18 protein-coding genes are annotated in these 19736 nt (G+C 30.8%); 12 read left to right on the top strand and 6 right to left on the bottom strand.

All coding sequences use genetic code 11. The annotated features are described in order from the left end of the window. Window positions 1-295: 295 nt before the first annotated feature. Window positions 296-589, bottom strand: coding sequence for an HU family DNA-binding protein (locus ACH2CG_RS00720; RefSeq protein WP_395061195.1), 294 nt, complete (start codon window positions 587-589; stop codon window positions 296-298). Between the two features lie 133 nt (window positions 590-722). On the opposite strand from ACH2CG_RS00720, the gene mutY reads away from it, so the two are divergent. Genes mutY through gldD form a run of 4 tightly spaced genes read left to right on the top strand, consistent with a single transcriptional unit; the run spans window position 723 to window position 4111 of the window. Further along, entirely contained in the window at window positions 723-1760 is a 1038-nt protein-coding gene (mutY, locus tag ACH2CG_RS00715; RefSeq protein WP_395061193.1) for an A/G-specific adenine glycosylase, read from the top strand. 33 nt (window positions 1761-1793) lie between these two features. Continuing rightward, window positions 1794-2225: a single-stranded DNA-binding protein gene (locus ACH2CG_RS00710; RefSeq protein ID WP_395061191.1), complete on the top strand. Its 432-nt coding sequence runs from the start codon at window positions 1794-1796 to the stop codon at window positions 2223-2225. Window positions 2226-2250: 25 nt separating this feature from the next. Then, the gene (locus tag ACH2CG_RS00705) at window positions 2251-3549 is read left to right on the top strand and encodes a gliding motility-associated protein GldE (protein ID WP_395061189.1); all 1299 of its coding nucleotides are present in this window, start codon (window positions 2251-2253) and stop codon (window positions 3547-3549) included. Next, window positions 3542-4111: a gliding motility lipoprotein GldD gene (gene gldD / locus ACH2CG_RS00700; RefSeq protein WP_395061187.1), complete on the top strand. Its 570-nt coding sequence runs from the start codon at window positions 3542-3544 to the stop codon at window positions 4109-4111. The genes ACH2CG_RS00705 and gldD overlap by 8 nt, the downstream gene beginning before the upstream one ends. Window positions 4112-4170: 59 nt before the next feature. On the opposite strand, the gene ACH2CG_RS00695 is transcribed toward gldD, so the two are convergent. Further along, entirely contained in the window at window positions 4171-4551 is a 381-nt protein-coding gene (locus ACH2CG_RS00695) for a heavy-metal-associated domain-containing protein (RefSeq protein ID WP_395061185.1), read from the bottom strand. Between the two features lie 110 nt (window positions 4552-4661). On the opposite strand from ACH2CG_RS00695, the gene ACH2CG_RS00690 reads away from it, so the two are divergent. The 3 genes from ACH2CG_RS00690 to ACH2CG_RS00680 all read left to right on the top strand — a co-directional run bounded on the left by ACH2CG_RS00690 (window position 4662) and on the right by ACH2CG_RS00680 (window position 6116). Continuing rightward, the gene (locus tag ACH2CG_RS00690; protein WP_395061183.1) at window positions 4662-5525 is read left to right on the top strand and encodes a DMT family transporter; all 864 of its coding nucleotides are present in this window, start codon (window positions 4662-4664) and stop codon (window positions 5523-5525) included. A gap of 106 nt (window positions 5526-5631) precedes the next feature. Then, the gene (locus ACH2CG_RS00685; RefSeq protein WP_395061181.1) at window positions 5632-5844 is read left to right on the top strand and encodes a hypothetical protein; all 213 of its coding nucleotides are present in this window, start codon (window positions 5632-5634) and stop codon (window positions 5842-5844) included. Continuing rightward, window positions 5844-6116: a type II toxin-antitoxin system YafQ family toxin gene (locus ACH2CG_RS00680; RefSeq protein ID WP_395061179.1), complete on the top strand. Its 273-nt coding sequence runs from the start codon at window positions 5844-5846 to the stop codon at window positions 6114-6116. The genes ACH2CG_RS00685 and ACH2CG_RS00680 overlap by 1 nt, the downstream gene beginning before the upstream one ends. A 72-nt stretch (window positions 6117-6188) precedes the next feature. Here the strand turns inward: ACH2CG_RS00680 and ACH2CG_RS00675 are convergent, their stop codons facing one another. Continuing rightward, window positions 6189-8243 carry a M16 family metallopeptidase gene (locus tag ACH2CG_RS00675; protein ID WP_395061177.1) on the bottom strand — a complete coding sequence of 685 codons (2055 nt, stop codon included), beginning with the start codon at window positions 8241-8243 and terminating at the stop codon, window positions 6189-6191. Between the two features lie 12 nt (window positions 8244-8255). Beyond that, window positions 8256-9611 (bottom strand): M16 family metallopeptidase, encoded by a 1356-nt coding sequence (locus ACH2CG_RS00670; RefSeq protein ID WP_395061175.1) that lies wholly within the window; start codon window positions 9609-9611, stop codon window positions 8256-8258. A 224-nt stretch (window positions 9612-9835) separates the two neighbouring features. On the opposite strand from ACH2CG_RS00670, the gene rplU reads away from it, so the two are divergent. Beyond that, window positions 9836-10513 (top strand): 50S ribosomal protein L21, encoded by a 678-nt coding sequence (gene rplU / locus ACH2CG_RS00665; RefSeq protein ID WP_395061173.1) that lies wholly within the window; start codon window positions 9836-9838, stop codon window positions 10511-10513. Window positions 10514-10544: 31 nt separating this feature from the next. After that, complete coding sequence (gene rpmA / locus ACH2CG_RS00660; protein WP_395061171.1) at window positions 10545-10805, top strand: 50S ribosomal protein L27; 261 nt, start codon at window positions 10545-10547, stop codon at window positions 10803-10805. A 685-nt stretch (window positions 10806-11490) separates the two neighbouring features. Here the strand turns inward: rpmA and thiL are convergent. Then, window positions 11491-12537 (bottom strand): thiamine-phosphate kinase, encoded by a 1047-nt coding sequence (gene thiL / locus ACH2CG_RS00655; protein WP_395061169.1) that lies wholly within the window; start codon window positions 12535-12537, stop codon window positions 11491-11493. A gap of 182 nt (window positions 12538-12719) precedes the next feature. Between thiL and ACH2CG_RS00650 the strand changes: the two genes are divergently transcribed. From ACH2CG_RS00650 to ACH2CG_RS00640, 3 genes are all read left to right on the top strand, one after another. After that, the gene (locus ACH2CG_RS00650) at window positions 12720-13595 is read left to right on the top strand and encodes an ABC transporter ATP-binding protein (protein WP_395061167.1); all 876 of its coding nucleotides are present in this window, start codon (window positions 12720-12722) and stop codon (window positions 13593-13595) included. A 1-nt stretch (window position 13596) separates the two neighbouring features. Next, complete coding sequence (locus ACH2CG_RS00645; RefSeq protein WP_395061165.1) at window positions 13597-17244, top strand: M1 family aminopeptidase; 3648 nt, start codon at window positions 13597-13599, stop codon at window positions 17242-17244. Between the two features lie 73 nt (window positions 17245-17317). After that, window positions 17318-18244 (top strand): 1-phosphofructokinase family hexose kinase, encoded by a 927-nt coding sequence (locus tag ACH2CG_RS00640; protein ID WP_395061163.1) that lies wholly within the window; start codon window positions 17318-17320, stop codon window positions 18242-18244. Here ACH2CG_RS00640 and ACH2CG_RS00635 read toward each other — a convergent pair. Next, window positions 18241-19665, bottom strand: coding sequence for a hypothetical protein (locus ACH2CG_RS00635; RefSeq protein ID WP_395061161.1), 1425 nt, complete (start codon window positions 19663-19665; stop codon window positions 18241-18243). The two genes, ACH2CG_RS00640 and ACH2CG_RS00635, sit on opposite strands and share 4 nt — an antisense overlap. Window positions 19666-19736 lie beyond the last annotated feature (71 nt).

Raw genomic sequence — 19736 nt, 5'->3', positions numbered from 1 at the left:
TTCTAACCTACAGAATGGATGGATTAAACAATAATTTTTTACAGGAATTACCCAGTTGATTTCAAACCTAGTTTGTTAAAATCAATAAAATTGAGTTTTAAATAAAAATCACTTTGTTTGAAATCTAATTTCAATGAACTTTTAAAAAGAAAAAAGTAGTTTAAAACTACTTTTTCTTTTTGTGACGGTTAGCTCTCGCTCTTTTCTTGCGTTTGTGCGTAGCTACCTTATGTCTTTTTCTTTTTTTACCGCTTGGCATAGGTTGATGTTTTTGTGATTAATAAATAAGTTTTTTTTAAACTGCTACTTCAGTTTTAGTTTTTACTCCTTCTACAAATATTTTAGCAGGTTTAAATGCTGGAATATTGTGTGCAGGAATTTTAATTGTAGTATTTTTTGAAATGTTTCTACCAGTTTTTTCAGCTCTAGTTTTGATAATAAAACTACCGAAACCTCTTAAGTAAACGTTATCTCCACCTTCTAATGAAGCCTTTACCTCTTCCATTAATGCTTCAACTGTCGATTGAACATCTCCTTTTTCAAGACCTAATTTTTCTGAAATTTTTGCTACGATATCTGCTTTCGTCATTTTCTTTCGTATTTAATAATTATGTGTATTTTTTTGAGAGTGCAAATATAGGAATTAAAAAAACAATATTTCAAGGATAATTGATTAAAATTTAATCACATAAAGATTTACTTTTGTTAATCTAAAATTAATTATGAATTTTTCTAACTCATTATTGCAATGGTATTTACAAAACAAGCGCGATTTGCCTTGGCGAAATACCACAAATGCCTATCCTATATGGCTTTCAGAAATTATGTTGCAGCAAACTCGTGTTGCCCAAGGATTGCCTTACTTTATAGCTTTTACTGAAGCTTTTCCAACGGTTTTTGATTTGGCGAAAGCCAATGAAGAGCAGGTTTTAAAACTTTGGCAAGGATTGGGCTATTATTCTCGTGCTAGAAACATGCATAAAACGGCACAAATTATAGTATCTAACTACAACGGAAATTTTCCAGACAACTATAGTGGGTTACTAAAACTGAAAGGAATTGGCGAATATACTGCCGCCGCAATTGCATCGTTCGCTTTTAACGAAGTTGTCCCTGTAGTTGATGGCAATGTATATAGAGTTTTGGCGCGCTATTTTGATATAGAAACCGATATTGCTTCAAGTTCGGCAAGAAAAGAATTTACTGCTTTGGCCAAAGAGTTAATTTCTGTCGATAATCCGGCGTTGTTTAATCAGGCAATTATGGAATTTGGTGCTTTGCAATGTGTTCCTAAAAATCCGAATTGTGGAATTTGTATTTTTTCTAGTAGTTGTGCGGCTTTACAAAAGAAAAAAGTAGATAAACTTCCTGTAAAATTAAAGAAAACGAAAGTCACCAATAGGTATTTTAATTATTTGGTTTTTCTAGATAAAGAAAATAATACGATAATAAACAAAAGAACCGAGAAAGGAATTTGGCAAAATTTATATGAATTTCCTGTAATTGAGACCAACGAAGAAGTAGGATTTGAAACAATTACAGAAGCTGTTAAAACTAGTTTTTCAGATTTAAAAATTGAGTCCGTTTCACCTTATAATAACCAACAGATAATTCACAAACTATCACATCAAAAATTGCATATTAATTTTTATAAAATTATGGTTTCAGATAAAATTGTTGACGGAATTGAGCTAGATTTATTGAAAAATTATCCTTTTCCGATAGTAATTTATAATTTTATTGAAAAGTATTCTATTTAATTTGTAATTTTGATATTCTCAAATTGTTGAACTATGAATGGAACATTGAATAAAGTTATGTTAATTGGTCATCTTGGTGACGATATAAAAATGCACTATTTTGAAGGTGGCAACTGCATTGGACGTTTTCCACTGGCTACCAACGAGGTTTACATTAACAAAACAACCAACGAAAAAATCACTTCAACAGAGTGGCATAACCTTGTAGTAAGAAATAAAGCTGCCGAAATATGCGAAAAATATTTAACTAAAGGCGACAAAATATATATTGAAGGTAGAATAAAATCGCGCCAATGGCAAGCCGAAGATGGATCTACTAAATATACAACAGAAATTCAAGTTACTGAATTTACTTTTCTTACTGTTAAAAAAGATACTGAAGGAAATAAACAAATTTCTTCGGAACCAAAAAACACTAACTTTGACACGCCAAATACACCTATCGAAAACGATTTGCCGTATTAATTTTGTTTAACTAATTTTATTGAATTTGGACCCAGAGCCCAGTTTTAAATTATTATCGATTATTGACACCAATTTGCTTTTTGGTATAATTGGAATTATAGTGTTGCTTTTTTGTTGTTCTATGGTAGCAGCATCTGAAGTAGCGCTTTTTTCTTTGACTTCAAAAGACCTATCCGATTTAGCACAAAAAAATGCATCAAAAGCATCGGCAATTAACGATTTGCTATCTAAACCAAAGAAACTTTTAGCAACAATTTTAGTAGCAAACAACTTTTTGCACATATCAATTGTTATTCTATTTTCGTTTTCATTGGACGAAGTTTTTTCGACTATTGAATCGCCCATCTTAAAATTTTCTGTAGAGGTAATTTTGGTTACTTTCTTAATTTTACTTTTTGGAGAAGTTTTGCCAAAAGTTTATGCCAGTAGAAACAATATAAAATTTGCTTCTTTTATAGTATTCCCTTTATCGATATTAAACAAATTGCTTTCGCCGATAAGCATTCCGATGCGTGCATTGACAATTTATATACAAGAAAAACTAGGCAAACAAAAAACAAATTTCTCTGTAGACCAACTATCGCAAGCATTAGAATTGACCTCAACAGATGACACTTCTAAGGAAGAACAAAAACTACTAGAAGGCATCGTTTCTTTTGGAAATACCGATACGAGACAAGTTATGAGTCCAAGAATTGATTTGTTTGCTTTGGATATTGAAGAAACATTTGCCGAAATTTTTCCGAAGATTGTTGAAAAAGGATATTCACGAATTCCGGTTTACAAAGACAATATAGACCACATAGAAGGCGTTCTGTTTATTAAAGATTTGATTCCGCACATAAACAAGAAAGAATTTGACTGGAAAACCTTGCTTCGCGAACCATTCTTTGTGCCAGAAAACAAGAAGTTAGACGATTTGCTTAAAGATTTTCAAAGCATGAAAAGTCACTTGGCAATTGTGGTTGATGAGTATGGTGGCACTTCGGGAATTGTATCGCTTGAAGATGTAATTGAAGAAATTGTTGGTGATATTAGTGATGAATTTGACGATGAAAATATAAATTATTCGCAAATAGACGATAAAAATTTTCTGTTTGAAGGCAAAATAAATTTGAAGGATTTTTACAGAATTATTGATGTTGACGAAAGTCTATTTGAAATTAGAAAAGGTGAAGCCGAAACCTTAGCCGGATTTATTCTAGAAATTCTAGGTAATTTTCCGAAAAAAGGACAAAAAATACAATTTGAAAACTGCTTATTTACCACAGAAGTAGTTGACAAAAAAAGAGTTAAACAAATAAAAGTAACGATTGATGCTTAAAAATTTAAACTACATACTGGGATTAACATTGGTTTTTAGCGGATTGCTATTAACGAGTTGTAAAGACGATGTTTTACCTAAACCAACAAGTCAATTGCGATTGGATTATCCTGTGGCGGAATATGCTGCGTTCGAAAATCACTGTCCTTTTACCTTCAACATAAATTCTGAAGCGATTATAAAAGAAAATAAAGATTGTGGTTTTACAATTACCTATCCTAAGATGAAGGCAACAATTTATTTGACTTATAAAACCGTAAATGGTGATATTGATAAATTGCTTCGTGATGCTCAAAAATTAACATACGAACACGTTATAAAAGCAGACGATATTCTAGAACAACCTTATTTAAACAAAGATAAAAAAGTGTTCGGAATGTTTTATCAAGTAGATGGAAATGCGGCTACAAACTCGCAATTTTACGCAACAGATAGCGTTAAACATTTTATTACAGGTTCGGTATATTTCTATGCAAAGCCCAATTTCGATTCGATTATGCCAGCCGCAGATTACATTAAAAACGATATGCAGACGTTGATGGAAACATTAAAATGGAAATAAAAAATGGAAATAAAAAAAGGAACTCAATGAGTTCCTTTTTTGTTGTTTGAATTATATAATTAAGCTTTATTGCCAAGTTTCACATCAGATACTTTATAGGTTTTCCCATCACCAGTTGTTTCTACTGCTTTTACTAAATCGTCTGATTTTAATTTATCTAAATCAAAATTTACGGTAGCTGTTTTTGCTTCAAAATCTACTTTAGCATTTTGAACTCCGTCCATATCGGCAAGTTTCTCTTCAATAGTTTTTGCACAACCCATTGCACAAGTCATTCCTTCAATTTTGAAAGAAGCTGTTTCTGGTTTTGTCGCAACAGCAATTTCTTTTTTGGTTGTAGTTTCTGTAGTTGCATCGGCAGGTTTGCTACCACTTTCCTTACATCCTATAAAAAACATTGAAGCTAATGCTAAACCAATTATTGACTTTGAAAATTTCATACTATTGAATTTTAATTGTGTATGTGTTTTAAATACTTTACAAAATTACACTATTTTTTATTTGACAATTCATAAAATTATGTCAAATTTGTTGAGCTAAAAAAAATATTATGCCAACCAAACAACTTAAATGGACTTATTTACTTGTACTTGCTTTAATTTGGGGTAGTTCCTTTATTTTAATTAAAAAAGGATTGGTTGGATTATCGCCATATCAATTGGGAGCCTTGCGAATTATTTTTACTTCTTTATTTTTACTAATCATCGGATTTAAAAGTCTAACCGAAATAAAACAATTTCAATGGAAGTATATTGCTATAACAGCTTTGTTTGGCACTTTTATTCCGGCATTTTTGTTTGCTATTGCCGAGACTAAAGTAAGTAGCTCTGTATGTTCTATATTAAATTCGCTTACGCCTTTAAACACTTTATTGATAGGGATTTTGGCTTTTGGAATGGGTTTTAAACGAAGTCAATTTATAGGAGTACTCATTGGTTTAATTGGAACTGGAATACTAATTTTTAACGGAAAACAAGAATCGAGCGAGAACTATACCTATGCTGTTTTGGTAATTATTGCATCTGTTTGTTATGCACTAAATGTCAATTTAATTAAGAAATATTTATCCGATGTGAAACCTTTGAGCATAACAACTGGAAATTTTACTGTCATGTTAATTCCGGCTTTAGTGATTTTATTTTCTACTAATTTTATTGAAATTGCTCCTTTGCAAGAAACCCAACATTCGATGCTTTTTATTCTAATTCTTGGAATTGCTGGAACAGGAGTTGCCAATATTATTTTCTTTAAACTTATCCAAATGTCATCACCAGTTTTTGCTTCTTCAGTAACTTATTTAATTCCTATTGTGGCTTTCTTTTGGGGATTATTAGATAATGAAATGTTGACACTGTTTCAGTTTTTTGGAGCGTTTATTATTTTGGTTGGTGTTTATTTGGCTAATAAAAAATAAGTCATATTGCATAAATTCTACAATAAAAAAATCTATAAATGATAAAATACAAATAGTGTATTACTTTAAATGGTTTTTTGTAATTTTGTTTTTTATAATCAACATCATGACAAACATTGCATTAAAGATAAACGAACGCACCAAAGCAGGTAAAACATTACTCTCTTTGATTAATATATTCACTTCAGAAAACAAAGGAGTTGAGATATGCGATATTCCTAACTTTGAAACTGTTAAAGCAATGTATGATGCTGAAAACAAAATAGGAACCACTAAGGCCAAAAACTCTAAAGATTTATTCAATAAATTAGACATCTAATGTATAATTTAATTTTTACAACAAGGTTTAACAAAGACATTAAACTCTGTAAAAAAAGAAACTATAATTTTTCGGAACTCAAATCAGTAATTGAAATATTGGAAAGCAAAGGCAATTTGCCACTAAAATACAAGTCTCATATATTGAGTGGAAATTACTCAAAACATTGGGAATGTCACATAAAACCTGACTGGCTATTAATTTGGTTACTTGATGAAGCTTCTAAAGAAATCACACTTGTAAGAACTGGAACTCATAGCGACTTATTTTAACTTATTGAACATTATAAACAAAAAAGACCGTTTCAAAATTATTTGAAACGGTCTTTTTTAATTTAATTGAGATTATTGAAAATCTGCATCAGTAACACCTTCGTTTATTTTTACATCAGTCATTTTAAAATCTAATTCGATTCCTTGATTGATGATTATTTCGTAGGCTATTTTTACACCTTTCACATCTCTATAATCTAGAAAGCTAGTTGTTACAGTCATCTTTTTATCACCTTTTTCAACAAGTTTAGATTCTAAAACTTTCAAACCAGATTTAACATCATAGTAAAGTGTTGTTTTACCATTTACTACAGCATAAGCATCATTACCATTGATAGGTTCAATTCCGTCAAGAACTAAATCTGTTTTCTTCAACAAACCAATTTCGTCAAAAGTTGTAGCTGTTGTTTTTTTCTCGGCATATTCCTCTGGAGTTAAATCTTTTCTTTGTCCTTGATTTACAGCATAACCACCTTTATCGTTGATAATTTGTTTAGACAATTCTCCCATTCCTTCCATTTCTATTGAGAAAAGAGATTTTCCTTTTACATCTTTTTTAGATGTATATTTTAAAGGAGCTGGCGCTTGAGGAATAGATCCTGTTCCTGTTGCAAAAATTGTTTTCACGCCTAAGACTGCTTTTTCTCCACCAATTGCTTTAATGTAATTGTCTAAAACTGTTTTAACTGTAATTCCAGCTGGAGCAGCTTTTTTCATTTTAGGTTTCTCGGTAGGATTTCCGAATTTATCAAAATAAAACATCGGAATTTTTAATTTTTCCAAACCAGGAATAACATCTGTCCCTTTACCGGTAATTATAATTCTTAAATTATCTTCAAGTACATATTTATTCATTACTCTCATAACATCGTCAACAGAAACCGCTTGAATGTTTTTGATATAATTTTCGTAAAAATCTGCTGGCAATCCTTCTGTTTCAATATTTAAGGCATATCGAGCGATAGTTTGAGGTTTTTCTACCTGCATTACAAATCGTCCAACATAACCAGCTTTTACGTTATTAAGTGTTTCTTCGCTTACCTTTTCTGTTCTAATTCTTTTAATTTCTTTAAGAAATTCTACAACTGCACTATCAGTAACCATATTTCTTACTTGAGAATTGGCTTTGAATTTACTTACAGAATATTTACTTGAACCCACACTAGATCGTGCACCATAAGTCCATCCATGAGCTTCACGCAAATTCATATTTAAATAACTATTAAAGTCACCACCAAGAACTTGATTGGCAACAATAACTGGGAAAAAGTCTGAATCTGATAATTTTAAACTTACTGTGTTAACCAATGATATTTCAGATTGAACTGCATTAGGCATATCCACAAAGTTAATTTGTGTGTACTGAACATTGCTAGGTGCAGAATAAGTTAATTGTGGCGCTTTGGCTTTAACCCAAGATCCAAAAAGTTTTTCAACAGCTTTTTTTGCTTCTTTTACTTTTACATCACCAATTACAACTAAGTACGCGCGTTCTGGAACGAAGTAAGTGGCATAATTTGCTTTTACATCTGCTAGAGAAACAGCATTAATAGTTGCTTCTGTTAAATATTCTCCAGACGGATGATTTTTACCATACACAAGAACATTTTCAACTCTTCCGGCCACGGCAGGAACACTTTTTTCTTGTGTTTTTAATCCTTCAATAAGTTTTTCTTTTTCTTTATCAAATTCTTCTTGAGTAAAATTAGGACTTAATGCACCTTCTGCCATTAACTCTAAAATTCTTTTAGAATACTTGGATAATCCACTTGCAAAAGCGCCGTCTGCACTAAAATTTATGTCAGCACCAAGAAAATCTACTTCTTCATTGAAAGCATCTTTTGTTATTTTTTGAGATCCGTTACCAATTAAACTACTTGTTAAATTGTCTACTCCTTTTTTGTCACCTTCTGCATAGGGCGCATTATCTATAGAAAGGTTGAAGGAAACTCGAGGTAACTTATGGTCTTCAACAACCAATACCTTTAACCCATTTGGTAATACAAATGAAACTGGTTTTTTAATGTTTATAGTTGGAGCTGGTCCTGGTTTTGGCTGTGGTCTGTCTTGTGCTTGCATAGTTATTGTTAAAAACAAGCTTGATAATATAATTATTGATTTTCTCATTTTCGTTTTAGTTTATTTATTTTGCTTCGCTTGTTCACCGTTGTTAGAATCAGCCTTGTCCTTAGCAGGAACATAATCTAAAATCAATCGTTGGTTTGGATTTAAATATTTTTTAGCAATATCTCTAATTTCTTCACGAGTTATAGAACGATAAATTTCAATTTCAGTATTGATTAAATTTACATCGCCATACAATAGGTAGTAGGATGCCAAGTTTTCTGCAATTCCTTCAACGCTTGAATTTCCGTTAACAGAGTTGTTTTCATATTTATTTTTCAATTTTTGCAAATCATTTTCTGATATTAATTCTGTTTGCAATTTTACAATTTCTAGATCCGCTTCTTTAATTAAATCTGCCGATGTAAAATCACCTTGAGGAATTCCAATAATCATGTAAGAACTATAATCTTCCTGGCTGTAATTGAACGAACTTAACTGAAGCGCCATTTTCTTTTCGTCAACAATTTTTTTATACAATCTTGAGCTTTTACCATCGCTTAAATAAGTAGAAATCATATCCAACACTCTAGCGTCACGAGTTTTCATTGAAGGAGTTCTATAGGCAGCAACAACCATTGGTTTTTGAATATTTGGATCTTCATATCTTGCGCTCAATTGTTGAGTAATTGGTTCTTCAACAAAAGTTTGTTTTACAACTTCTACACCTCTTGGAATAGGAGCAAAATATTTTTCAATCCAAGCTTTAGTTTGTGCAATATCTAATTGACCCGCAACAACCAAAACAGAATTGTTAGGAGAATAGAATTTTTTATTAAATGCTTGAAACTCTTGTAAAGTTGCAGCATCAAGATGCTCCATAGAACCAATAGTAGCCCAACGGTATGGATGCTTTACAAATAAATTCTTTTTAACTTGAGCAATCCAACTTCCATAAGGCGAATTATCTACTCTAAGTCTTTTTTCTTCTTTTACCACTTCATTTTGTGTATCAACACCAATTTGATTAATAACTGGATGCATCAATCTTTCTGATTCCATCCACAAACCCAATTCTAGATTATTAGATGGGAAAACTTCAAAATAATAAGTTCTATCGTCAGATGTGTTAGCGTTGTTAGTTCCGCCATTACCAGTTACAATTTTAAACCATTCGCCGCGTTTAATGTTTTCGGTACCTTCAAATAACAAATGTTCAAAAAAGTGAGCAAACCCTGTTCTTTCTGGATTCTCATCTTTTGAACCTACATGATACATAACCGAAGTTATAACTACAGGCGCAGTTGGATCATTGTGTAAAATAACGTGCATTCCATTGGCTAAATCATATTCCTCAAAAGCAACCTTTTGGGCATGAGCTGTTCCTCCTAGCATAAGCATTGAACTTAAAGCGATTAAAGATTTTTTCATATTAAAACTATAAATTTTAGTTGATAGTAGAATTAGTATAAGAAGTACAAATTCTGTTACACAAAAGTAGATTTTTTTATTAATTAAAATTAAAGTAATTAACGCAATATTATAAAATGTATAACCTCCTGATTTTTAACTAAAAACTTTTTTGAAATTGCGTTGCAAGAGAAATATTTATTTGTATATTTGCAACCTTAAAAAAATTAACTAAACAATTTGTTATGTACGCAATCGTAGAGATAGCAGGGCAACAATTTAAAGTAAGCAAAGACTTAAAGGTTTATGTTCACCGTTTGGCTAATGAAGAAGGTTCAAAAGTTTCTTTTGACAAAGTTCTTTTATTAGACGATAATGGTAACATTACTTTAGGCGCCCCAGCTATAGAAGGTGCTTCAGTAGAAGCAAAAGTGTTACAACACTTAAAAGGTGATAAAGTAATTATCTTCAAAAAGAAAAGAAGAAAAGGTTACAAAAAGAGAAACGGTCACCGTCAGTATTTAACACAAATTCTTATTGAAGGAATTAGTGCTACTGGTGGAAAAAAAGCTACTCCAGCTCCTAAAAAAGAAGCAGCTCCAAAAGCTGAAAAACTTGTAGAAGCAGTTGAAGAAAAAGCTCCAAAAGCTCCAAAAGCATCTAAAAAAGGTGATGATCTAGTAATTATTGAAGGAATTGGTCCAAAAGCTGCTGAAGCATTAGTTGCTGCAGGAATTGACACATTTGCAAAACTTGCTGCTGCATCTGCTGATTCTGTAAAAGAAATTTTAGACGCATCAACTAATAAAGTACAACATTTAGATCCAACTACTTGGGCTCAACAAGCTCAACTAGCTGCTGATGGCAAAATGGATGAATTAAAAAAATTACAAGATGAATTAAACGGTGGTAAAGCTGTTTAATTAATTATTAACCTATAAAACCTATAACATCATGGCTCACAAGAAAGGTGTCGGTAGTTCGAAGAATGGTAGAGAATCACATTCTAAACGTTTAGGCGTTAAGATATATGGTGGTCAAGCTGCAATTGCTGGAAACATTATCATAAGACAAAGAGGTTCTAAACACAATCCAGGCGAAAACGTTTACATGGGTAAAGATCATACTTTACATGCAAGAGTCGATGGCGTTGTGAAATTTCAAAAGAAAGCTAACGATAAATCGTTTGTTTCTATTGTTCCTTTTGAAGCATAAGCTAAAATTTATTTTAGATTTAAAAAAAACCGTTCATAACTGAACGGTTTTTTTGGTTATAATTTCTTATCCTGAAATAGCGATACACAAAAAGTGTACTTATAAAAAACAATAATACATCATATCCATTGGTCAAATATACTTACTAAGACTGACTCGATTACTAAAACACATTACTAAACTATAGTTGAGAAATATCGTCTTGAAATTTTTTTTAAAATTCCAAAATAAACTGATAAACTAACTTGGATTAAAAAAATTAAAAATCGGTTTGATAATCACAAAATTATAGCACTGATAAAAACAATTAACCAAGATATAGGCATAAATTGTAACTTGAATAAGTTTCTTGGAAGTTTTAAATTGTAAAAAGTCCTTTTCCAAATAAGCATGAAAAACGAAAACATTACTAAAAATGAAATTGAAATATTCTTTAATCATTTAAAAAACATTTAGATATTGATTGAGAATTGGACAACCAAAAATAGAATAAACTTAATCAAATGAACTGTGTTTGCTTTACGAACAAAAAAAAGGCAATCCAATTGAACTGCCTATTTTACCCTAATACATTATTCATATTGGTATCCACCAAAGCTTTTTCCTCGTTTGATTAACGGTAAAATATTAAAACATATTTAATAAAATCCACCAACTGTTTTTCGGGACATTAACTATTTATATTTTATTCTTCCAAGGCGTTCCAACCGCGTGCTTTTAAAGGAATTTTGGTGTTTGCTCTAGTTATTAAATGTGTTCCTTCACTTTCTTGAACGATATGTCCGATAACAGTGAAATTTGGATTGGCTTTTATTTTATCAAAATCTTCCATGGCAATCGTAAACAATAATTCGTAATCTTCACCTCCATTTATAGCAACTGTTGTTGAATCAATATTAAATTCTTCACATACATTTATAAACTGTGGATCAACCGGAATTTTCTCTTCATATAAATTACAGCCCACTTTACTTTGCTTACAAATATGAATAATTTCAGATGATAAACCATCCGAAATATCAATCATTGAAGTTGGTTTTAATTCCAATTTTTCGAATAAATCTTTAATATCATGTCGTGCTTCTGGACGCAATTGTCTTTCTATTAAATAAGTATAAGCATCCAAATCGGGTTGATTGTTTGGATTTACCTGAAACACTTGTTTCTCACGTTCCAAAACCTGCAATCCCATATATGCCGAACCTAAATCGCCAGAAACAACTAATAAATCACCTTCTTTTGCACCACTTCTGTACACAATTTCATCTTCATTTGCTTCACCAATTGCCGTGATTGAAATAATCAAACCTTTTTGTGATGAAGTTGTATCGCCACCAATAACATCAACATTGTAAAATTTAGAGGCCAATGTAATTCCGTCAAATAATTCTTCCAAAGCTTCCAACGGAAAACGATTAGAAACTGCAACCGAAACCGTAATTTGAGTTGCTTTAGCATTCATCGCACAAATATCCGAAACATTTACAACAACCGCTTTGTAACCCAGATGACGCAACGGCATATAAGCCAAATCAAAATGTACGCCTTCAATCAATAAATCGGTAGAAACTACTACTTTTTTATCTTTAAAATCTAAAACAGCAGCATCGTCACCAATACTTTTTATAGTTGAGGCATTTTTTACATCAAAATTTTTCGTCAAATGTTCAATCAATCCAAATTCGCCAAGTTGCGAAAGTGAAGTTCGTTGCGGATTTTTATCTTCTATCATGTTACAAAGGTACGAAGGTTTTTCGTTTGACACAAAGACACAATCAAGTAAAGGGATTTCTCAAATTTTTACTTTTTTATAGTTTTATTAATTTAATTGGAATTTCTTTTCATTACTTTTAAAAATAAATTGTAACAAACTTTAAAAAAAGACACCAATAGACATAACTAAACCAATAAATTATGAAGCTAAAAATAAATAACCTAAGTAAAACTTATGGCAATGGCGTAAAAGCATTAGACAATTTAAACCTTGAAATTGGCTCTGGTATGTTTGGACTGCTTGGACCAAATGGCGCTGGTAAATCTAGTTTAATGCGAACTATTGCAACATTACAAAAACCAGATTCGGGATCAATAGAATTTGATGGAATTAATGTTCTTGAAAATCAAATGGATTTGAGAAAAGTTTTGGGTTATTTACCTCAGGAATTTGGAGTTTACCCTAACATGTCGGCAGAAAATCTATTGGATTATTTTGCTAGATTAAAAGGCATTTCATCTAAAAAAGACAGAAATGCAATTGTAAAACAAGTTCTTGAAGTGACCAATCTATATGACGTTAGAATGAAAAACGTAAATGGTTATTCTGGCGGAATGAAACAACGATTTGGAATTGCACAATTGCTTTTAAATAATCCAAAATTAATTATTGTTGACGAACCAACTGCAGGTTTAGATCCAGCAGAGAGACATCGTTTCCTAAATGTGCTGCGTGAAATAGGAACCAATCATACGGTCATTTTTTCAACTCATATTGTTGATGATGTGAAAGAATTATGCAACGAAATGGCAATTTTAAATGGTGGAAAAATTCTTAATCAAAGCACACCAAAAGCGGCAACCGACACACTTATTGGTCAAATATGGACTAAAATTATTGATAGAGATTTGCTAGAACAAAACGAAAAAGAATTCAACATAATTTCTTCTAATTATAACCAAGATAATACCTTAAATGTTAGGGTTTACAGTAAAGAACAACCCAATGAAAGTTTTGTCTTAGCGCAGCCGCAGTTAGAAGATGTTTATTTTGTTGCACTTAAAAACGATCAATAATATGTTTTCAACTATATTTTTATTTGAATTAAAAAGATGGTTCAAAAACCCAGCTTTTTATATATACATCGCAATTTTCTTTGGGCTTTCCATGCTAATGATGGGAAGTAGTTTAGGGATTTTTGATAGTTTTAAAACCACAACATCTTCCAATGCTGTAGCAAATTCTCCAATTGCACTTAATGGAATGCTCAACGGATTATCGGTATTTATCTATTTCTTATTGCCATCCATTGTTGGCGCATCAGTTTACAGAGATTTTAAATACAACATGCACTCTATTTTATTTTCCTATCCGTTTTCCAAATGGGATTATTTAATGAGTAAGTTTTTAAGTTCTTTAACTGTTGTAATAATCATCACATTATTTGTTGGATTAGGTGCTTTTCTAGCTTCATTTTTGCCTTTTGTGAATCCAGATTTATTAGGTCCACAAAGGATTATGGCTTACATTCAAAGTTATTTAATCTTCATAATTCCCAACTTATTTTTCTATGGTGTAATTGTCTTTTCTGTAGTAACTATCACTAGAAATATTTCTGTAGGTTTTATTACTGTTATTCTACTTTTATTCATTCAAAGTATGATTAGTAGTTTCACTAAAGAAGCAGATAATCGTTATGTTGTAGCTCTTTTTGAACCTTTCGGATCGGATGCCTTGAGTTATTATACAAAGTATTGGACAGTTTATGAAAAAAACGAAAACCTATTGCCTTTTACCGGAGTTGTTTTATACAATCGTCTCATTTGGTTGAGTATTTCAACTTTAATTTTAGTAGTTATGTACCGGTATTTTTCTTTTACACAAACGGCATTGTCCTTTGGTAAAAGTAAAAATGAAGAACGAATTACCAAAAACAACTTTGGCGGAATTACTAAAATTAATCTTCCAGAGGTTGGATTTGATTTCTCTACAAAACAAAATTTAAAAACAGCATGGAGTTTATCTACTATCGATTTTAAATTTATTGTAAAAAACTGGGTTTTTATAAGTATTGTTATCGTAGGAATGTTATTTATTTTGATATCAGCATTATCAGCAGGAGCTTTTTTCGGGACAGAAACGTATCCAGTAACATGGCAAATGCTAGAAATTCCAGGAAGTACTTTTGGGTTGTTCATCAATATTTTGACCTTTTTGTTTTCGGGAATTTTAATTCATCGCGGTGCAACATCACGCATGAATCATTTAATCGATGTTACACCAACGCCAAACTGGGTTTTATTACTGTCTAAATTTTTGGCGGTTGTAAAAATGCAAATAGTGCTGTTGTCTGTAATTATGATTTCGGGTATTTTATTCCAAATTTATAAAGGGTATTTCGATTTTGAAATAGGACATTATCTCTATGAATTGTATGCAATACGATTAGTTCATTTTGTAATTTGGGCATTATTAGCATTTCTAATTCAAACACTTTTCAAGAATTATTTGCTTGGTTTTTTTGTTTTATTATTGCTTTCTATTGGGTTGAATTTTCTTCCTTTAATGGGAGTAGAACAGCAAATCTATGAATTCAATAGCGATCCAGGTTTTGAATATTCAGATATGAATGGCTACGGTCACGGATTAAAATTTTACTATTTGTACAAATTTTATTGGCTTGCTCTTGGATCGGTTTTCTTTTCATTATCACTTTTATTTTGGACACGCGGATTAGGTCAATCTGCAAAATCTCGATTTAAAGATGCTTCTGCAAGAATAAAAAAAACAGTTGCAATTCCAATGACACTTTCGTTGATTGCTTTTTTAGGAATTGGTGGCGCCATTTATTATCAAGACAATATTGTTAATGAAAATAAATCTGGAAATGAAGCCGAACTTGAAGCGGTTAACTGGGAGAAAAAATATAAAAAATATGAAAACAAAACACAACCCAGAATTACAGATGTAAAAATTGACATGAATTTGTTTCCAAAAGAGAGAAATTTTGTTGCTAACGGAAGTTATATTCTTAAAAATAAAAGCAATGAAATAATTGATTCTATTTTCATCAATCACGGCGAGAAAACAGATGTAACTTTTAAGGTTAAAACCAAGTTGGTATCTAGAGATATAGTTTATAATTTTGATATTTATCGATTGGAACAACCGCTAAAACCTGGAGATTCTATTAAAATGGATTTTGTTGTAAAAAACAAACCTAATGATTTTTTCAATGACAATTCGCCAGTTATTTATAACGGAACATTCATCAATAACGGAATTTTTCCTTCCATTGGATATTCCTCTAATAGTGAGTTGGAAGACGATGATGTTAGAGAAAAATATGGTTTGAAACCCAAAGATAGAATGGCAAACCCAACAGACAGTATTGCAAGAAGAAACACTTACATAAGCAGTGATGCCGATTGGATCACATTTGAAACAACGGTAAGCACATCTGATGATCAAATTGCAATTGCACCAGGCTATTTAATAAAGCAATGGAAAAAAGACGGTAGAAACTATTTTCATTACAAAATGGATAGAAAAATGCTAAATTTCTATGCCTTTAATTCGGGTGAATATGAAGTCAAAAAAGACAAGTGGAAAAATGTAATTATAGAAATATATTACCATAAAGGACACGAATATAACGTAGGCAGAATGATTTCTGGAGTAAAAAAATCATTAGATTATTATACAGCCAATTTCAGTCCATACCAACACAAGCAAGTTCGAGTTATTGAATTTCCTAGAACTGGTGGCGGTTTTGCACAATCATTTGCCAATACAATTCCGTTTTCAGAAGCCATCGGATTTATTGCTGCTGTAGATGATGAAGATCAAAACGCAGTAGATTATCCGTTTGCTGTAACATCACACGAAGTGGCACATCAATGGTGGGCACATCAAGTAATTGGCGCCAATGTTCAAGGTGCAACTTTACTTTCTGAAAGCCTTTCTGAATATAGTTCGTTAAAAGTTTTAGAGCATGCATATGGGAAATCTCAAATGCGTAAATTTCTTAAAAATGCCTTGGATAAATATTTGCAAGGAAGAACTTTTGAAGGTAAAAAAGAACAGCCTTTAATGCTTAATGAAAACCAACAATACATTCATTACAACAAAGGTTCATTGGTGTTATATGCTTTGAGCGATTTTATAGGAGAGAAAAAAATGAATAACGCCTTGAAAGAATACATTAAAAAAGTTGCCTATCAAGAAGCGCCATACACTAATTCTATTGAGTTGGTTGAAGAATTGAAAAAGGCAACGCCAGATTCTTTAAAATATGTAATTAATGATATGTTTGAAACAATTACCTTATACGATAACAGAATTAGTGACGTAACATCTAAGAAGTTACCAAATGGTAAATACCAAGTCGATATTCAATTTCAAGTGTCTAAGTATAAAGCCGACGCAACTGGAAAAAGAATTTTTAAAGACAAACAAGGAAACACATTGTCTTTTACTAAAAAAGGAGAAAAAAACAAATTAGAGTCTTATCCTTTAGCAGATTATGTAGAAATTGGAATCTTTAATGAGCAAACTATAAAAGGCAAAAAATCGGACAAAGAACTTTACTTAAAGAAACTAAAAATTAGTAAAATTGATAATAAAGTAACTTTAATTGTTAATGAAAAACCGACAGAAGTAGGCGTCGATCCATACAATAAATTAATTGACACCAACTCTGACGATAACAGACGAAAATTATAATAACCAAAAGGTGAAGCGAAAGTTTCACCTTTTTTAATACCTTTATAGAAGCATATTTTTTAAAAAACAGTAAATGAAAAACCAACGAATTGTAACCCTTACCATAAATCCATCATTGGACAAATCAACTCATTTTACCGGATTGATTGCCGAACAAAAAATTCGTTGTGAAAAACCACGTTATGATGCTGGAGGTGGCGGAATAAATGTATCAAAGGCTATTTCTAAACTAGGCGAAAAATCCACTTGTATTTTTACTTCTGGCGGTTCAACTGGAGAAATGTTGGAAGATTTAATTACCAAAGAAAAATTAGAAAGCAAAGTAATTAAAACCAAAAATTGGACAAGAGAAAATTTCATAGCATTCGAAAACAATTCTAAAGCACAATACAGATTCGGATTTCCAGGAAATGAATTTTCAGAAGATGAAAAAGATAAAATTCTACAAACCATAAAAGATTTACAAACTGATTATTTAGTCATCAGCGGAAGTCTGAACGAAGGTTTACCAACAAATTTTTATCAAAAAATAGCTAAAATAGCCAAGGAATCAAACATAAAAGTTATCGTTGATACTTCTGGCGAAGCTTTGCAAAAAGTTTTAGAAACTGGTGTTTATTTAATCAAACCCAACATTGGCGAATTAGCAAAATTAATTGGTGTTGAACGATTGGAATTACCCGAAGTAGAAAAAGCTGCAAAAAAACTAATCGAAAATAAAAGTGCCGAAATTGTAGTAGTTTCACTTGGAGCAGACGGCGCAATTTTAGTAACAAAAGACGAAACACATTTAGTAAAAGCACCAAAAGTAGAAAAGAAAAGTACGGTTGGCGCAGGTGACAGCATGGTTGGCGGAATGGTTTGGGCATTATCACAAAACAAAACTTTAAAAGAAGTAATTCAAATTGGTGTTTGTTGCGGAACAGCGGCGACAATGAATGAAGGAACGCAACTTTTTAAAGTTGAGGATGTGATACGATTATTAGAGGAAATGAATTAAGCTTTAAATTTTCTAAAAGATTGAATCATTTCGTAGATACCGAATGCAATTACAATTTTTCCAAAAATGAAAATTAACCAGCTTAAAGGATTTGTCAAGTAAACTCTATCAGTTTCTAGTGGATTATAAAAATCAGTAACTAAGAAAAATCTAAATAAACCAGAAATAAATCTTGACCAATTATTCCAATTTGAAACTTCAATAGTATAATTGTGGTTTTCAATTAAATAAAAGAGAGAATAAATAGATAAACCGGACCAAAAAGTAAAATTTAAAGCTCTTTTCCAATCTGTTCCATATTCAGAAACCAAATCACTTATCCATAAAACAAAAGCATCTCTTTTCAATTGAATAGGCTCTCTAACTCTGTGATTTAAATGGTCTTTATCGTCGTCATATTCTCTTAATTTGTTTTTTATATCATTTCTATAAGCATTAAATTCATATACTCTAAACTTATTGTAATCGATCTTATTTTCAGCTTTTTGGAGTTCTTGTTTTATTGTTCTTATAGTTTTTCTACTACAGTCATCTATCTTTTTAATTTGTATATTGTCAAAAAAGGCTTTGCTCTCAAAAGTTGTTCTATCTATCGAAATAATATCAAAATATGTGTCTTGAAAAGAAGCAGTTTCTATAAAACTTCCATTCTCGAAAATTAATTTATAAAATGAAGATTTATTAAAATTAACATGTTTATAAAAATTGCACATGTCGAAGCTAATAATACTTAATTTATTGTACGGAACATCTTTAAACTTCGCTGATCCTAAAAATTTACAATCAATATATTTCATGTCTCGAAAATCGTTTTGACTAAAATCTATTTGTTCAAATTCACATAAAAGGAAACTGTTTTCTAATAAACTATTTGTAAATTTATTTTTGATAATTGCTGTAAAATCCTTGAATTTAACAAATGCAAAACGTAAAATAGAGAAAGTGTTATTTTTAATAATGACTAGTTTATTAAAATTAGTATTTAAAAAACTTAAATGACCTTTTATAAGAAAATAATTATTTTCAAAAGTAAAAGACTCATTAAATACATTCTGTCTAAATGTAATTCCAAAATCTATATTTGAACAATCTAAAAATCTTAAAGTGTCTATTTTACAATCATTAATTAAAAAATCATTAATTCCTTTTATGTCTAATACTTCAAAAATCGAAAAATTGCATTTAGAAATATGAACTCCATTAAAAACACAGGTTTTTATAGTTATTTTTTTATAATTTTCATTTTCACCTTCAATAGCATCATCATCAATTATTAACACTTGTTTTGAAAAAACACAATTAATAAATTCAATAGAAGCTAATCCTCTTAAATTAATTTCAGATAAATTAATTATTCTAAATTCAATTTTTCCTATATCGTATAATAGACTGTAAAACTCATCTTCTTGTATAGTATTCATATTTCTTAAATTAAAAGTAAATGTAACAAAAAACCCAACAACTTTAGTTATTGGGTTTTTGTCTTTCTTCT

Origin of the sequence: Flavobacterium sp. (assembly GCF_043778725.1) — a bacterium.
Classification (GTDB): domain Bacteria; phylum Bacteroidota; class Bacteroidia; order Flavobacteriales; family Flavobacteriaceae; genus Flavobacterium.
Note: the sequence above shows the minus strand (reverse complement) of the source record. Positions and strands in the feature narration are given on the sequence as shown.

Bases quoted from the DNA above. Each gene is read 5' to 3' on its own strand.
- ACH2CG_RS00645 (WP_395061165.1), top strand. From the start codon at position 13,597: ATGTTTTCAACTATATTTTTATTTGAATTAAAAAGATGGTTCAAAAAC.
- ACH2CG_RS00680 (WP_395061179.1), top strand. From the start codon at position 5,844: ATGTATAATTTAATTTTTACAACAAGGTTTAACAAAGACATTAAACTC.
- mutY (WP_395061193.1), top strand. From the start codon at position 723: ATGAATTTTTCTAACTCATTATTGCAATGGTATTTACAAAACAAGCGC.
- ACH2CG_RS00650 (WP_395061167.1), top strand. From the start codon at position 12,720: ATGAAGCTAAAAATAAATAACCTAAGTAAAACTTATGGCAATGGCGTA.
- ACH2CG_RS00640 (WP_395061163.1), top strand. From the start codon at position 17,318: ATGAAAAACCAACGAATTGTAACCCTTACCATAAATCCATCATTGGAC.
- ACH2CG_RS00635 (WP_395061161.1), bottom strand. From the start codon at position 19,665: ATGAATACTATACAAGAAGATGAGTTTTACAGTCTATTATACGATATA.
- gldD (WP_395061187.1), top strand. From the start codon at position 3,542: ATGCTTAAAAATTTAAACTACATACTGGGATTAACATTGGTTTTTAGC.
- rpmA (WP_395061171.1), top strand. From the start codon at position 10,545: ATGGCTCACAAGAAAGGTGTCGGTAGTTCGAAGAATGGTAGAGAATCA.
- thiL (WP_395061169.1), bottom strand. From the start codon at position 12,537: ATGATAGAAGATAAAAATCCGCAACGAACTTCACTTTCGCAACTTGGC.
- ACH2CG_RS00670 (WP_395061175.1), bottom strand. From the start codon at position 9,611: ATGAAAAAATCTTTAATCGCTTTAAGTTCAATGCTTATGCTAGGAGGA.
- ACH2CG_RS00710 (WP_395061191.1), top strand. From the start codon at position 1,794: ATGAATGGAACATTGAATAAAGTTATGTTAATTGGTCATCTTGGTGAC.
- ACH2CG_RS00675 (WP_395061177.1), bottom strand. From the start codon at position 8,243: ATGAGAAAATCAATAATTATATTATCAAGCTTGTTTTTAACAATAACT.
- ACH2CG_RS00685 (WP_395061181.1), top strand. From the start codon at position 5,632: ATGACAAACATTGCATTAAAGATAAACGAACGCACCAAAGCAGGTAAA.
- rplU (WP_395061173.1), top strand. From the start codon at position 9,836: ATGTACGCAATCGTAGAGATAGCAGGGCAACAATTTAAAGTAAGCAAA.
- ACH2CG_RS00695 (WP_395061185.1), bottom strand. From the start codon at position 4,551: ATGAAATTTTCAAAGTCAATAATTGGTTTAGCATTAGCTTCAATGTTT.
- ACH2CG_RS00690 (WP_395061183.1), top strand. From the start codon at position 4,662: ATGCCAACCAAACAACTTAAATGGACTTATTTACTTGTACTTGCTTTA.
- ACH2CG_RS00720 (WP_395061195.1), bottom strand. From the start codon at position 589: ATGACGAAAGCAGATATCGTAGCAAAAATTTCAGAAAAATTAGGTCTT.